The sequence below is a fragment of the Frankia sp. CeD genome (assembly GCF_000732115.1).
In the GTDB taxonomy this organism is placed as follows: Bacteria; Actinomycetota; Actinomycetes; order Frankiales; family Frankiaceae; genus Frankia; species Frankia casuarinae.
This window is the reverse complement of the sequence record NZ_JPGU01000065.1, coordinates 1-13,516: the sequence shown is the minus strand read 5'-3', so window position 1 is coordinate 13,516 and position 13,516 is coordinate 1. Positions and strand designations below refer to the sequence as shown.

Annotated in this window: 17 protein-coding genes and 6 pseudogenes; 13 read left to right on the top strand and 10 right to left on the bottom strand. The window is 68.6% G+C overall.

Translation table 11 applies throughout. From position 1 onward, the window contains the following. The 5 genes and pseudogenes from CED_RS20045 to CED_RS23130 form a co-directional block, all read left to right on the top strand. A pseudogene (locus CED_RS20045) lies at positions 1-723 on the top strand (recombinase family protein); the annotation flags it as partial. Between the two features lie 291 nt (positions 724-1,014). After that, on the top strand, positions 1,015-1,326 hold the full coding sequence (locus CED_RS20040; protein WP_084680881.1) for a hypothetical protein: 312 nt from the start codon (positions 1,015-1,017) through the stop codon (positions 1,324-1,326). After that, on the top strand, positions 1,323-1,805 hold the full coding sequence (locus tag CED_RS20035; protein ID WP_011436966.1) for a hypothetical protein: 483 nt from the start codon (positions 1,323-1,325) through the stop codon (positions 1,803-1,805). Before CED_RS20040 ends, CED_RS20035 begins: the two co-directional genes overlap by 4 nt. 172 nt (positions 1,806-1,977) lie before the next feature. Further along, on the top strand, positions 1,978-2,190 hold the full coding sequence (locus tag CED_RS20030) for a GNAT family N-acetyltransferase (RefSeq protein ID WP_049760921.1): 213 nt from the start codon (positions 1,978-1,980) through the stop codon (positions 2,188-2,190). 43 nt (positions 2,191-2,233) lie between these two features. Then, positions 2,234-2,833, top strand: a complete 600-nt coding sequence (locus tag CED_RS23130; RefSeq protein WP_011436965.1) for an NYN domain-containing protein — start codon at positions 2,234-2,236, stop codon at positions 2,831-2,833. Here CED_RS23130 and CED_RS20025 read toward each other — a convergent pair. The 3 genes from CED_RS20025 to CED_RS20015 form a co-directional block, all read right to left on the bottom strand. Then, on the bottom strand, positions 2,772-3,014 hold the full coding sequence (locus CED_RS20025) for a hypothetical protein (protein ID WP_023842121.1): 243 nt from the start codon (positions 3,012-3,014) through the stop codon (positions 2,772-2,774). The genes CED_RS23130 and CED_RS20025 overlap by 62 nt on opposite strands. A gap of 102 nt (positions 3,015-3,116) precedes the next feature. Continuing rightward, positions 3,117-3,623, bottom strand: a complete 507-nt coding sequence (locus CED_RS20020; RefSeq protein ID WP_084680880.1) for an alpha/beta hydrolase fold domain-containing protein — start codon at positions 3,621-3,623, stop codon at positions 3,117-3,119. 66 nt (positions 3,624-3,689) lie between these two features. Next, positions 3,690-4,490, bottom strand: coding sequence for a phytanoyl-CoA dioxygenase family protein (locus tag CED_RS20015; RefSeq protein ID WP_035913256.1), 801 nt, complete (start codon positions 4,488-4,490; stop codon positions 3,690-3,692). A 169-nt stretch (positions 4,491-4,659) separates the two neighbouring features. Between CED_RS20015 and CED_RS20010 the strand changes: the two genes are divergently transcribed. Beyond that, a complete protein-coding gene (locus tag CED_RS20010) occupies positions 4,660-4,896 on the top strand; it encodes an AbrB/MazE/SpoVT family DNA-binding domain-containing protein (protein WP_035734508.1) in 237 nt (78 codons plus the stop codon). Continuing rightward, positions 4,893-5,273, top strand: coding sequence for a PIN domain-containing protein (locus CED_RS20005; RefSeq protein ID WP_023842118.1), 381 nt, complete (start codon positions 4,893-4,895; stop codon positions 5,271-5,273). Before CED_RS20010 ends, CED_RS20005 begins: the two co-directional genes overlap by 4 nt. An 842-nt stretch (positions 5,274-6,115) precedes the next feature. On the opposite strand, the pseudogene CED_RS25625 reads toward CED_RS20005, so the two are convergent. Then, positions 6,116-6,805, bottom strand: a pseudogene (locus tag CED_RS25625) (helix-turn-helix transcriptional regulator); the annotation flags it as partial. Between the two features lie 67 nt (positions 6,806-6,872). Between CED_RS25625 and CED_RS19990 the strand changes: the two are divergent. Both CED_RS19990 and CED_RS26415 read left to right on the top strand, forming a co-directional pair. After that, entirely contained in the window at positions 6,873-7,652 is a 780-nt protein-coding gene (locus tag CED_RS19990; RefSeq protein WP_035913253.1) for an NAD(P)H-dependent oxidoreductase, read from the top strand. Positions 7,653-7,869: 217 nt separating this feature from the next. Next, positions 7,870-7,956, top strand: a pseudogene (locus tag CED_RS26415) (Fe-S cluster assembly protein HesB); the annotation flags it as partial. Positions 7,957-7,991: 35 nt separating this feature from the next. On the opposite strand, the gene CED_RS19985 reads toward CED_RS26415, so the two are convergent. The 3 genes and pseudogenes from CED_RS19985 to CED_RS25615 all read right to left on the bottom strand — a co-directional run bounded on the left by CED_RS19985 (position 7,992) and on the right by CED_RS25615 (position 10,418). Continuing rightward, the gene (locus CED_RS19985; RefSeq protein ID WP_035913251.1) at positions 7,992-8,630 is read right to left on the bottom strand and encodes a DUF2867 domain-containing protein; all 639 of its coding nucleotides are present in this window, start codon (positions 8,628-8,630) and stop codon (positions 7,992-7,994) included. Between the two features lie 172 nt (positions 8,631-8,802). After that, positions 8,803-9,443, bottom strand: a pseudogene (locus CED_RS19980) (DJ-1/PfpI family protein). Then, positions 9,443-10,418: pseudogene (locus tag CED_RS25615) on the bottom strand (GlxA family transcriptional regulator). The pseudogenes CED_RS19980 and CED_RS25615 overlap by 1 nt, the downstream one beginning before the upstream one ends. A 686-nt stretch (positions 10,419-11,104) precedes the next feature. Between CED_RS25615 and CED_RS25610 the strand changes: the two are divergent. Together CED_RS25610 and CED_RS24485 are read left to right on the top strand one after the other, a co-directional pair. Continuing rightward, positions 11,105-11,203, top strand: a pseudogene (locus tag CED_RS25610) (Fe-S cluster assembly protein HesB); the annotation flags it as partial. Between the two features lie 71 nt (positions 11,204-11,274). After that, positions 11,275-11,418 carry a hypothetical protein gene (locus CED_RS24485; protein ID WP_023842114.1) on the top strand — a complete coding sequence of 48 codons (144 nt, stop codon included), beginning with the start codon at positions 11,275-11,277 and terminating at the stop codon, positions 11,416-11,418. Between the two features lie 177 nt (positions 11,419-11,595). On the opposite strand, the gene CED_RS19970 is transcribed toward CED_RS24485, so the two are convergent. Continuing rightward, positions 11,596-11,856 carry a Txe/YoeB family addiction module toxin gene (locus CED_RS19970; protein WP_011436954.1) on the bottom strand — a complete coding sequence of 87 codons (261 nt, stop codon included), beginning with the start codon at positions 11,854-11,856 and terminating at the stop codon, positions 11,596-11,598. Then, positions 11,853-12,110 (bottom strand): type II toxin-antitoxin system Phd/YefM family antitoxin, encoded by a 258-nt coding sequence (locus CED_RS19965; RefSeq protein WP_011436953.1) that lies wholly within the window; start codon positions 12,108-12,110, stop codon positions 11,853-11,855. Before CED_RS19965 ends, CED_RS19970 begins: the two co-directional genes overlap by 4 nt. Before the next feature lie 193 nt (positions 12,111-12,303). Here CED_RS19965 and CED_RS24860 point away from each other — a divergent pair, with 193 nt between their 5' ends. After that, positions 12,304-12,441, top strand: coding sequence for a hypothetical protein (locus tag CED_RS24860; protein ID WP_023842113.1), 138 nt, complete (start codon positions 12,304-12,306; stop codon positions 12,439-12,441). A gap of 139 nt (positions 12,442-12,580) precedes the next feature. Here CED_RS24860 and CED_RS19960 read toward each other — a convergent pair whose 3' ends face one another. Further along, a complete protein-coding gene (locus CED_RS19960; RefSeq protein WP_011436952.1) occupies positions 12,581-13,132 on the bottom strand; it encodes a group II intron maturase-specific domain-containing protein in 552 nt (183 codons plus the stop codon). A gap of 168 nt (positions 13,133-13,300) precedes the next feature. On the opposite strand from CED_RS19960, the gene CED_RS25605 reads away from it, so the two are divergent. Next, on the top strand, positions 13,301-13,516 hold a 216-nt coding region (locus CED_RS25605), incomplete at its 3' end, for a hypothetical protein (RefSeq protein WP_235187193.1).

Here is a 13,516-nt window from a genome sequence, read left to right as displayed (position 1 = left end):
GTGTACGGCCCGACCTCCGTCCCGCTGGAGAAGCGCTACGTGGTGGACGCGGACGGCCAGCCGGTCAAGGGCCAGCAGCAGCCCATCCTGGACCTGGATGTCTGGGAGGCGGTGGTGGCGAAGCTCCGCGACCCCAGCCGGGTTTCCAAGCACGTCCACATCGGCGGACGGAAGTATCTGCTGTCCGGGATCATCTGCTGCGGGTTCCGCGGCCGCCACCTGATGGGCGGCTACGACCGGCGGTGGGGCAAGCACCACTACGCCTGCAAGGCCGTCACCGCGGGCGGGNGCGGCAAGGTCGGCGTCACAGGCCGCCATGTTGATGACCTTGTCTCCGAGCTGGTCCTGGCCTACCTGGCAGGCCGCGACGTCGAGGCCGAGGTGGGCAGGTGGCCAAGGGCGGGCGAGTTGGCCAAGGCGGAGGCCAAGATCGCGAAACTCATGGGTGCCTATGACCGGGACGAGCTGCCCGGCCCGTACGTCTTCCCCCGTGTGCGCGAGCAGGAGCAATCCATCCTGCACCTGAGGGCGGAGCAGGCCGAGTGGCTACGCGCCCACACCGGCCCCAAGGTCACGAACCTGGCCGAGGGCTGGCCCTCTTTGGAGCTGGAGCAGCGCTGGGAGATCATTAGTACCGTCATCGAGGCCGTCGTACTGAAGGCGGCTGACGGCCCAACGAACCGCTTCGACCCCGAACGGGTGGAAGTGGTCTGGCGTCCCTGACGCCCCACCCCGCCGGACGCACCAGTCCGGCGGGGTATTCGTCGTGGATACCCTGACGGGCATGGGCCTGCACCTGTCCGGCGATCCAGAGGCGGACGCCCTCATCACGTCCGATGCGTTGGCGCTCCTGGTGGGGATGGTCCTTGATCGGCAAATCGGACAAACAAGGAACGACCGGTAGGCGGAGCCCAGAGCCGGCCGCCTGCTTCAGCCCGGGCGCCGGTCGTTGGCTGATCGCGGCCCGTGGCCTGATCACTACGACAGCGTAATACGCTGTGTTACGATACCGGCATGCCAAACATTCGGTTCACGATCTCGACGTCCTCGGACGTCCAGGCCGCGGTCAGGATGCACGCCGAGGCGGCAGGCATGGATGTGTCCGCTTACATGATCGCGGCGGCCGTCGCGCAGATGGCGCGCGACGATGCCGCTACGGCGACCTTCGCGGCACTCNACGCGCGCAACCAGGCAGCCCTTGAGCAGGCTGGCGGCGTCCCTGAGACGGACCTNCCTTCGTTCGACGCCCTGACCCTGGACGAGCAGGCGCTCGTCCGCCGGGTCCTGAACAGCGCGCTTGGATCGGACGCCGCGAGCGTCGCATGATCGCGCGTACTGTCGTCTATGACGCCGGGATGCTCGTGGCGCTCCTGCGAGACAGCTCGGCGGCGCGGCTGCTCCACCACGGCTTACGCGCGGCTCCGCACCGGCCGGTCGTCATCGGACCGGTCCTTGCCCAGGCGTGGCGACCGGACCCGAAGACGGTACATGCCTTCAGCCAGTACCTGAAGGACTGCACCGTGCCCCAGACTCGGGAGAGCGCTTCCCCTATGCGCGGCATGTCGAGCACCGCCGGCTGCGTCGCCTGCGCGAGAACCTTCACCCTCGACTCGTACAAACGGGCGGGGGCCATGCTCGCCGAGGCCAGTCTTCCCCCGAAGAAGCGGCCGGACGTCATCGACGCCCTGGTCGTCATCGCGGCTGCTCTTCACGGTCCGGCCCAGATCCTCACCAGCGACCCAGACGACATAGGCGCCTACACCGCCACACTTGACCGCGCTGACATCGTCGTCGAACCGATCTGAGACGCTCCTCGCGATTCTGGGCTGACGTTCCGTCGTTGCGAGCGGCCGAGCAGCGGCCTTGATCGGTGCGGCGAGCCGGCTGCACGATCGGTGTCATGAGCAGCCTCTGCATCCGGCCCGCGCTGCCCGCCGATCTAGTGATCATCGCTAACCTGACGCACGGCAGCCGGCCGTGGGCGATCGTCGAAAACATGGTCGTCGACGCCCAGACCCGCCCCGCGGCGTCGGCGAGACGCTTATTACCCACGTTCTCGATACCGCTCGCGCCGCCAACTGCTACAAGGTTCAGCTTCTGTCCCGCAACGACCGGTCGGAAGTCCACGCCTTCTACGCGGCGGTCGGCTTCACCCATTCCGCCGCCGGGTTTCGGATCTACCTGACCTGACTCGACCAGGCCGCGCGGGTGTTGGCTCATCGAGCCGAGGCGGATGGCCGCGCGTTGTTGCTGCCGCAGCAGGTTCCTGCCCTCCGGCACACCTGGCCAGCATGGTCATGTTGATTCCGTGCGCGTGGCGCGGCGGATCGTCAATGGTCGACCGCTCGGCGGTGAGCTCGCGGCAGTCCGTGTCTACCGCGGCCGTCCCAGCCCCGATCACCAGCCGGAGGCCGCGAGGGCCAGTGACCGGCAGGCCGACCGCTGGACCCGTGATCCTCGGGTGGTCGTTGTCCGCCGGCAGCTCCGCTACCCGAAGGCATGGCCGGCCGAGCCCGCGCAGGAAAAAGGTATCGACGTCGCATTCGCCGTGGATTTCGTGCGCCTTGCCTGCGAGGGCGCGTACGACGTCGGTGTCCTGTTCAGCCGCGACACGGACCTCGTGCCCGCGCTTGAGCCCGTCCGCGATCTTGGTGCTCATGTGGAGGTCGCGAGCTGGAAGGCACGAGCCGACTTCGCTTTCCCGACTCGCAGCTTCCGTGGTGCCACTACCTCGACGCCGACGACTACGGAGCCTGTCGGGACTACACCGACTACACGGCGAGTTGACCGCCGGCCGCGGTGGCCACTGCCGAGCCCGCACCGGGCACCGTAGTCGTGTCGTGGTACGCCGACGCTGGTATCAGCGCATCTCGGACTGCGTCGTAGTCCAGCCATGGATCCCGCAGGAACTGCCGCCATCGTGGATCGTGGCCGACGAGCTTCACCCGGAAGTCGAGATGGTGCATGCCGGGCCGGTGCGGGAAGGGTGGGATGTTCAGCGATGTCGTTGTCATCGACTCGTTTTCGGGCCTCGACTCTCTCCCGATCGACCATGGGTGCGCGACTTGCGGCGCGTCGTCAGCACCGGAAGAGACGCGACCCGACTGATCGGGCGATCAGGCCGTGGAAGACGGTCTGCCCCCACGATGCTCGTCCGCGCGGTGAACGAACTCGGCGATCTGCCTGACGGCGGCAATGGACTCGGGGGTGTCAACGGCGCCGTGGTACACGTGAGGCAGTTCGTCGGCGACGTCCAGGACGACATCGGTACCGGCCGCGGTCGCGGCGGCGAGACGCTCGGAGTCGCTGAGGAGTATCTCGGCGCCCCCGGTCTGTATGAGCAGTGGCGGGAGGCACGCTTGGGAGGCGAAGAGCGGCGACGCCGCGGGNTCGCGGGGGNCGGCGCCGCCCAGATAGGTCTCCGCGACGCCGCGGATGAGGTCGGGGCTGAAGATTGGATCCTGATCGGCCCGCTCCTGGAACGAGGCGCCGGACCCGGTGAGATCGAGTAGGGGAGAGATGAGCACCCCCGCAGCTGGTAGCTTGTCACCGTGATCACGTAGCCGGTGCAGCAGGCTGAGAACGAGGCCTCCGCCCGGCGGAGTCGCCCGCGATGACGACATCGGCCGGCGTGGCGTCGCCTGGCCTGGGACGACCTACCCGAGGGGCGACTCCGAGTGTCTGGGACCCTATTCGGCAGCACCCAGCCCTTGGCGGACGGCGAGTTCGACCGGGGAGTAGGAGTCNTCGGCGCGATTCAGGTCGAGGGGGCCCTCCGGGTCCAGCGGCGGCTGGGCGAGGAAGCGTGGAACGGACCCGCGGTGTCGTTGCGCGGCGTGGATGAGGAACGGGTGGCAGAGGTAGACGTCGCCGGCCTGCCCGGTCGCGAGGACCAACGGGCGGTCGGGGCTGTCGAGCTTGCCTGCCTCGTCCAGCTGTCCGCACAGCTCCAGTCCGTTGCGGCCGCGTTCGCCCGCNGGTGCCAGAAACGGCGGCACGTCGAGGTGTGATCCGGCCTTGATGCGGGTTGGTGCGTCGTCGGGGCCGACGTCGGAGAACAGGAACAGCATCAGCAGAGCTCGGCCGCGGGATCTGATGTTCAGCCAGAACCACGTTTCGCCGTCCGGCAGGTAGGAGCCGTCCATGTGCCAGCCGGCGTCACCGGGGTCGTCGGGGTGCGGGAAGCGGATGGGGAACGTGCCCAGACCGGTGCGTGGCCGCCACCGACCGGGTCCGACCAGCTGATCGAGCGCGGCGCGCAGCCGTGGTGTGTTGGCGGCCTGCCGGAAGGGCTCCTCTCCGCTTCCGTCGATCCGGATGACGGGACGGGTCCAGCTCGCCGGGTCGGCGGGATCGAGTCCGGTCATGCGCCACAGGATCGAACGGCATGCGTCTGCCAGGGCCCTCGGGAACGCCCGTCGGACGTGTACGAAGCCCTCGTCGATGAATGTCTGGACCTCTTCGTCGGTCAGCGTCGACACCGCGGCCATCACCTCGGCCTCAGATCGTCGTCGACTTGGGACGATCACTCAAATGGTTTTCGCGGGGTGCGGCGGAGGAGGCCCACGGGCCGGGACGACGTCGACCGCACGGTTGCCCGACCAGCGGACCGGCGGCTTGCGAGGCATGGTGATGGGATCGAACTGGTATCGCCTTCCCATGGAAGCTGTCGTCGATCAAGCAGGTCGGATCGTGCTGCCCAAGTTCATCCGCGACGCGCTGGGCCTGCTCCCGGGTACGAAGGTGGACATCTCGCCGTACGGCGCTGGTGTGCAGGTCGTGCCAGCCGGCAGGACCGCGCGCCTCGTGGAGGAGAACGGCGTGCTCGTGGCGGCCGGCGACACGGTTGTTGATGACGAGATCCTGTTCGGCCTCATCGACGCGGGTCGCAGATGACTACCGCGGTCGACACGAGTGTCGCGGTTCCCCTCGTGGTGCGCTCGCATACGCATCACGTGGACGTGGTGCGATGGTGGGACGGGCGGGAGCTCACGCTGAGTGGGCATGCTTTGGCGGAGACCTACTCGGTGCTCACCAGACTGCCGGGCGACGCAAGACTGTCGGGGCCGGATGCCGCGCGCCTGCTCGACGCGCGGTTTACGGCACCGTGTGCTCTGAGCGGCTCACACGCCCAGAAGGTTCACACGACGTTGAGCCGCCTTGGCATCGCTGGGGGCGCCGTNTACGATGGGCTGGTGGCTCTGGCCGTCAAGGAACATGACCTGGCCCTCGCGACGAGGGATGCACGCGCACGTGGCACGTGGAACCTATGACGCGGTCGGAGTAAAGGTCATTATCGTTTGCTGACCGGTCAGCGGCCTGAGGGTGTTGCCTGGTCGGCCAGCCAGTCGGCGGTGCGGTTCAACCAGGCCCATCGTCTGTTTCCGAGCAGGTGGTCGCCGCCTGCCACGAGCAGCAGTTCTCTCCTGGGCGCGGTGGCCGCCACATGGCGGGCCTGGTCCGGCGTCGGCAACGTGTCCGCTCCGCCAGCTACGACGAGCAGGGGCTGGTGGACGGATGCCGGCAGATCCGGGTACGCGAGAGCGGCGGCGACCCGCTGTGCCTCGTCCGCGCCGCCGCAGCGGATCGTCAGCGTGTCGGTGGCGAACTGCGGCAGCGTCTCCCAGGTCGGCATTGGATAGGGGCCGCTGACCGTTGCGACGGCGCGGACCCGCGGGTCGACGCCCGCTCCGATCGCGCGGGAACGACAGAGCGTAACAATCGCGGCGACGTCGGCGNCGTCGACAAACCAGGACACGGTCACTGCCTCCTTGAACGGGATGGTGCGACGGGGTTGCGCGCTGGGGCGATGTCAGGCGACGGTGAGGACCGCGTTTCGTCGGATGCGCCGCGCCCGCAGGTCCTCGATGACATTCGGCGTCCGTGTCCAGGGCTCGACGACGCCGATCTCGGGATGCAGGTGTCCCCGGCGGATGAGCCGTACCAGGGTTCGCAGGTCCGCGGCGTCCTCGGCAGGCGTCCCGGCGTAGTGGAACTGTTCGATCGGCGCGCCGACGGTCCCATCGATCCAGTCGAAGAAGTCGACGGTGATGGACTGCGCGCTGACCTGCCCGAACCAGATCACCCGACCGGTGGTGCCGGCTTTACGCCGGGCGGCGGTGAAGCCAGGGACCGCGGACAGCACCAGCAGTTCCATGCCCGATTCGTCCGGTAGCGCGACGTTCTCCTGGTGCAGTTCCAGCGTTCCCACCAGCGGGTGCCGGTACGCCTTGCGCCCATGCATGCGGGCGCGCACGTCCGCGCGCGCCCAGAGGCGGCGGAAGCGCTCACTGCCCATCGCCAGCTCGCCGATGAGCGAGGCCAGGCGGGAGTCCTCGGGGTACTTGCCGGCGGCCAGGCGCAGGTGCCCGACGACGTCGAGGGTGCAGTTCTCCCAGTCCGCGTAGAGGCCGCGCTCGGCCTCCTCAAGGAAGATGTGCCGGGCGGTGTTCAGGCCGGGCATCGGCCGGCGGTAGAGGAGCCCGGCGAGGCGATTCCCCGCGAGCACGTCCAGCTGGTGGTTCATGATCAGTTCGGGTGTGTCGGGGACCAGGTCGAGGACGCGCGCCAGCTCCGGCCGGATCCGCCCGCCCGGCGCCTTGGCGCGCCGGCGGCGCTGCCGGGCGAGTCGGTAGAGGTGCCCGCGTTCGGTCTCGTCGAGGCCGAGGACGCGGGCGAGCGCGTCGAGGACCTGCTCGGAGGGCTGGGTCGCGCGGCCCTGCTCCAGGCGTACGTAGTAGTCGACGCTGACTCCGGGCAGGTGCGCGACCTCTTCGCGGCGCAGTCCCTCGACTCGGCGGCTGGAATGGGCGCCCCTGAACGCCGGACGCCGCGGCACCAAGGATCGGAGGCACCCGATCCGAGGAGTTCCCATGAAGACGCTGATCGTCTACGCGCATCCGGAGCCGAAGTCACTCGACGGCTCGTTGAAGGACCTCGCAGTGTCCACCTTGGCGACCGCCGGGCACGAGGTACGGGTGAGCGATCTGTACGCGATGAACTGGAAGGCGGTCGTGGACGCCGCGGACTACGGTCCCGACGCCTCACGCCCGCTGAAGGTCGCTCTGGACTCGGGCCGGGCCTTCGACGCCGGGACGCTCACTCCGGATGTCCTCGCCGAGCAGGAGAAACTGTGGTGGGCGGACACGATCATCTTCCAGTTCCCGCTGTGGTGGTACACGATGCCCGCGATCCTCAAAGGCTGGGTGGACCGGGTGTTCACCTTCCACTTCGCGTACGGCGTCGGCGAGCACAGCGACACCAAATACGGCGAGCGCTTCGGCGAAGGCACCCTCGCGGGAAGGAAGGCCCTGCTGTCGGTGACCGCCGGCGGGCCCGAGGCGCACTACGCCGCGCGCGGGATCAACGGCCCCATCGACGATCTTCTGTTCCCGATCCACCACGGCATCCTCTACTACCCGGGCATCGAGGTACTGCCGCCGTTCGTGCTGTACGGCACCGACCAGATGACCGGCGAGGACTACCCGAACGTCGCCAAAGCCTGGGAGCAGCGCCTGCTCACCCTGGAGTCGACCGAGCCGATCGCGTTCCGACCACAGAACTTCGGTGACTACGAGATCCCCTCGCTGCACCTGAAGAAGGGACTGGAGCCCGCGGGCCGCACGGGTTTCGGGCTGCACGTGCGCAGTTGACCTCCGGGCGCGGGCTGCTGATCGCGAGATCGTTGACGTTCACCATGACCGGGGGCCTCCGCCGCTGCTCGGGGAGGGGCGGGTTGCCGTCGCGTGGGATGGGCCATCACAGCGGCGGATCGTCAGGGGCGACGACTCGACGGTGAGCTCGCAGCCATCCCCGCGATCTGACCGGCGTCGCGGTTGCCGCCGTGAAGCGGTCGGCTACCGTTGACCTGTGGGACTGCACCTGAGCCAGATCGACGAAGCTGACGAGTTGCTGACGAACGAGCCGTTGGCGCTGCTGATCGGGATGGTGCTGGACAGCGGGTATCGGAAAGATGGAGTGGAGAGCGTCCTTCAGGCGTCTGCGGGCGGGTTGCGGGGGGTGCTCTCGTGCCAGTCCTTTCCGATGCCTCGCAGCAGCGGCGGGNAGACGATCAGCAGGCGAAACGGCGNGNTCGCCGCCNTGTAGACCCGTCCGAGCAGGCCGTTCGGTTTCACCAGCNNGGTCATCTGGCCTCGGTGGCCAGCCGGCTGACGGCCGGCGTCGTCGTCCGGGATCCAGCCGACGTGCAGCACTCCGTGAACCGTGCGGTTGACTATCTCCGCGGCCCATTCGTTGTCCGTCAGAAAGACTGACCGGAACGGGAGGGTCTCGAACGCGGGTCCGGCTGGTGCGTCGCGCAGGTCGGCTGGTAGGCGTTCACGCAGCGTCGGCACCCGGATGGCGATACCCGAGTCGGGATCGTCCCAGCCGAGCCAGGCTCCGAGGCGCCAGCGGATCCTGAACAGCAGCCGGGCGACCCATGACGGGTTGTCCCCCGTGTCGCCCTCGGCGATCAGCCGCACCAGCCTCGGGAAGTCCTGCGCGGTGCCTGGTGTGGGCAGGGCCCAGACGTCCTCGATGCGGAAGTCAGGCGTGATGTCGTGAATTCGCCAGGGCCGGGATGTGTGCGCGGTCTTCGGGAGCTTCCTTTTCGTCCTCGTCTTTGTCATTCTCGTCCTCCGGGTCCTTGGGGGCGCGGGAAGCCCGAGCACGCCCGCGACGGCGCGGGCCGCGAGAAACAGTATTTCTCCTCCACCTCGCGCCCGACGGGACGTCCGCTGCCGTGCAGGTGGAACGTTGGCCGTGTCGGTGAACAGTGGTCAGTGAAGCGACCTGTACAGATCAGGCGCTGACGGCGAGGCCGCTCGCGCGCAGGGCGGCGACTCGAGCCGCGGGCGCGGTGGCGATCGAGCCGGCCGCATACGGCGGTTGGGGNTCGTATTNGACAANGAGCTGGNTGGATTCGGCGATGTCGTCGCCCACCATGCGTCCGGTCAGGTGCAGGGCGAGATCGATGCCGGCCGAGACACCGGCCGCGGTGGCGTACTTCCCGTCGATGACGACTCGTTCGGCGGTGGCGATGGCACCGAACGTCGTTAGATGATCAAGGCAGATCCAGTGTGAGGTGGCGCGGCGACCGGTGAGCAGGCCCGCGGCGGCCAGCAGGAGCGAGCCGGAGCAGACCGAGGCCGTCCAGGTGGCCGCCGCGTCAACGCCGCGCAGCCAGTCGAGGGTCGGCTGGTCAGCCAGGAGGTCGGCGGCTCCGGGACCACCTGGCACCAGGAGCACGTCGGGGGCGGTGACCTCGGAGAGCGCGGCATCGGCGACGACGGTCAGGCTGGCCGTGTCGGCCCGGCCCGGGCCGGGCCGGGCCGGGCGGCTGCGAAGATCACCTCGGCCCCGGGAATGCGGGCGAGGATCTCGTACGGGCCGATGGCGTCCAGGCCGGTGAAACGGTCATACAGCATGATCGCGATCTGCATCAGTATCCTCCGGAGGTTGGATTTGGATGAGGTCGGAACTGGCGGCGGTATTCCATCGGCGGCACACCCAGGACCCGAACGAAGGCGCGCCGCATCGCCTCAGCGGTGCCGTATCCGCACGACCGGGCGATCTGCTCGATTCCCTCGTCGGTGTCCTCCAGCCGTCGGCGGGCCGTCTCCAGCCGGACCCCGTCCACGTACCGCCCCGGCGTCACTCCGACCTCAGCGGCGAAGGCACGGGTGAAGTGACGGGGTGACAGCGTCACGCGGCGGGCGAGAGAACCGACGGAAAGATCGCCTTCGGGGTGCTCGTCGATCCAGTGCTGGACCTCGCGCAGCTGCGGCCGTTCGGCGACCTGAGCAGCGAGCTGCGCGCTGAGCTGTGCCTGCCCACCCGGCCTGCGCAGGAACATCACCAGGTGCCGGGCTATCAGCAGCGCGACGTCCCGCCCGAGGTCCTCTTCGACCAGCGCCAACGCCAGGTCGATACCTGCGGTGACGCCGGCCGAGGCGGCGATGTTCCCGTCTCGGACGTAGATCGGCTCGGCGTCGACCTGGATGTCGGGGAAGCGTCGAGCGAGCGCAATGTGCCCAGTGCGTCGTGGCGCGACGTCCGGCCAGCAGGCCGGCCTCGGCGAGCAGGAAGGCCCCGGTGCAGACGGAGACCACACGATCGGCCTCGGCCGCCAACTCGCCGATGCGGCGCACCAGCTCCGGGTCGGGGGCGGCCGTACCCGGCCCGCCGGGCACCAGCAGTGTGTGAGCTGGTCCGACGTGGTCGATGTCGGCGTCGGGTAGCAGCCGCAACCCACTGCATGTGCGCACCGGGTGGCCACCAGGCCCGGCGGTCATGATCCGGTACGCACCTGGCCGTTCCGTGGCGGCGTCCGCCCCGGCGAACACCTCCAGCGGGCCGGTCACATCCAGGCTCTGGACGTCGTCGTAAAGCACGATGACCACGCTGCGCGGCCTCATGCGGATTAGGCTGGCAGGGCTCGAGTATGGCGGCAAGGACGCGGTTCCCACCTTTCCCGCCATCGCGTCCCGCCATCGCGTCCCGCCATCGCGTCCCGCCATCGCGTCCCGCCATCGCGTCCCGCCATTGCGGGCAGGGCCGCGGCGCGCGGCGCCGGGCTTCGGTCCTACCCGGCCGAGACGGCCACGAGATCCAGCTCGTCCACCTGGCCTGCCGTACCTCTCGGCTACCAAGGCTGCCGGCCGACTACGCGGCCTGCCGGGACCACTGACGCCCAGGACTCNGCGTCGGTAGCGTGTCAGTCACTTTCTCCCCGCCGTCCTCCGGGACTGGCGGGGCTTTTTTCTAGATCGGCTACAAGGCGGCTGCTCAGGGTGTGATCCTGGACCCGCAGGCCGTCATTGCCGCGGCGACGGGCCCAGCCGCCCCGCCCGTCCCGGCGGCTCCGCCCGCGGCAAGCGTCACGCCTCCGGAGACATCGCCGCCTGCTGGATGACGGCATTCAGAGTATGGGGACGACGTGCGCGGCACGGTACATCCCGTACCGCTGCCTCCAGCTCCGCTGGTGCAGTGTTGGCTGACAGCGCAGCCAGCGATTACGAAGCGCGCCGGGACACCGCGAACCACACGGCGATATGGCCGGCGGTGCGACGGCCGCCGTTCCCAGGCCGGCTACGGTGTTCGGGTGGGACTTCACCTGAGCCAGATCGACGAGGCGGACGAGCTGCTGACGAACGATCCGTTGGCGCTGTTGATCGGGATGGTGCTGGAGCAGCGGGCACCGGAAAGAACGAGCCCGGCGGAATGACTCGTGTCACCCGAGCAACCGAGCTCTGACTGGTCACGGCGGTGCCCGTGGGCACCGAGCCTGTCCCGGTCGGCGATCTTCGGCAGGCTCACCACCTCGAGGCGATGGCGGCAGTCGTGATCTCGCTGTTGTTCGGTGGTCGCGACCCGAGCATCGTCTTCAACCTGGTCGATGCGATCCCGAACCGGTAGACGCCAGACCGCCTCGCCGCGCTGTTCAAGGCGACAGATGTTCCGGCCCGTGATGGGGGAGAACCGGGGCGAGCAGGCCGGTTAGAGTGAGAACCCGGGGTTATGATCCGGCTTGCGGCTGCCGGAGCGAACAGGACTACGGCCGCAGTCGCTCAGAGCTGCTCACGGCAGCCTCGACTACTGATAGTGGTAGCGGCAGGAGATGATTGTGATCTGGCTGGGCTCAATCGCATAGATCAGGCGGTGCTCGTCGTCGATTCGCCGGGAGCGCAGCCCGGCGAGGTTGTTGCGCAGCACTTCCGGTTTGCCGATGCCCTGCCCATCTGGATCGCGTTTGATGTCCGCGATCAGGGCGTTGATGCGCTTGAGAGTTTTGCGGTCCTGGCTCTGCCAGTACAGGTAGTCGTCCCAGGCATGGTCGGTCCAGGTCAGCTTCACCCGTCAGGATCCGGGGAACGCTCGACCGCGCCGCCTGAACGCCACTGCTCGACGCTCTCCATCAGCCGGCGGGCGTTGGCAGGCGTGCGCAGCAGGTAGTTGGTCTCCACGATCGCGTCCCAGTCCTCCTTGCTCACCAGGACCGCGTTCCCCCTCTTCGAGACGATCTCTACCGGTGTGTGATCGGCGTTGACCTGTTCGAGAAGTGGGAACAGTGTCTTGCGCGCCTCGCTGGCACTGATCGCCGCGACCATGCCGGCACCTCCCTGAGCGTCCAGTCGTACCAAATACGGTACCATCCCTGGGTGCTCGTCAGCTGGCCGTGCAGCGGGGGGTCAAACTGGCGTCGCGTAGGGACCGGTAGCGTCCAGTAGTGAGGGACACGGAGCCGCCTGACGAGTTGACCAGCGTCGCCAGTCCCCGAACACGGTCGGCTACGGTGGTGTGGTGGGACTGCACCTGAGCCAGATCGGCGAGGCCGACGAGCTGCTGACCAAGGATCCGCTGGCGCTCCTCATCGCTATGGTTCTGGGCCAGCCGGTATCGGAAAGATGGAGTGGAATCTCACTATACGTGCCCGCATAGATACTCATCGTCATGGTTGATCCGTTGCGTGGCGGGGGACGCGAGCTATCAGGGTCGAGTAGCCGGGAGGGGTTTCACCTCCCGGCTCTCGCAGAACCGTGCGTGACGGTCTCCCGTCACACGGCTCCTGTCATCCTGGTCACCGGAAGGTCGGAACCCACCGCCAGTGCGCGAACAGACCCGGAGAGCCCGTGACTGCCCGTTGCCAGGCGGCTGACGCCTTTCTCATGGGTCGTAGCCGCTTGTACTTCTTGCGGATCCAACGCACCAGGTAGGAGTTGATGCGCGTGAGGAGAACGGACAGCGCGGAGCGGTAGAACGCCCCGTAGTACGCCATCCAACCTCGGACGATCGGGTTGATCGTCCGGGCGAGGTCCGCGAGCGTGACGTTGCTGCGGCGGTGTAGGCGCCAGTGACGGACCTGCCTACCGAGCGCGGTCAGGGCCTGCCTGCTGATCGCGGGCTGGAACGAGGCGAAGAGCCGGCCGTTCCTGCCGCGTGCCGCGCGGGCACGGAAGGTGTACCCGAGGAACGTGAACGCGGTGTGCTCGTGGCCGAGCCGCCGGTTGGCGTCCTTGCAGTACACGATCCTGGTCTTGGTCGGGTGCAGACGCAGCCCGACCTCGGCCATCCTGTCCTCGACCGCCTGGCGCACCTGGTGGGCCTGGCGTTCGCTGGCGCAGTGGAGCACTGCGTCGTCGGCGTAGCGCTCGAACGGGACGCCCGGGCCAAGGGTTCGTGTGCGTGCAGGCAGNCGGTCGTGACCAGCGTGTTGTGGTCACACACCCGGTTGACCAGCGTCCGTACCGAGGCGATCTCGTCGCCGGCCACGACCCGTTGATGCCCGAGCGCGGTCCCGGTGTCGTGGCGGACGGCCTCGACGACCGCCTCCTGGCGCACCGACCCCTGTGGCGGGCGGGAACGGGCGCCCTTCATCACCTTCCCGTCAAAGGCCACCGCCACCAGGCCGCCCGGGTCCGCGGGCCCGGGCGCGACCGCGGCGGTCCAGCCCGACAGCGCCTGGTCCAACTGCCCGGGCGGGCCTTCCTCCACGATCCGCCGGATCGTGCGCTCC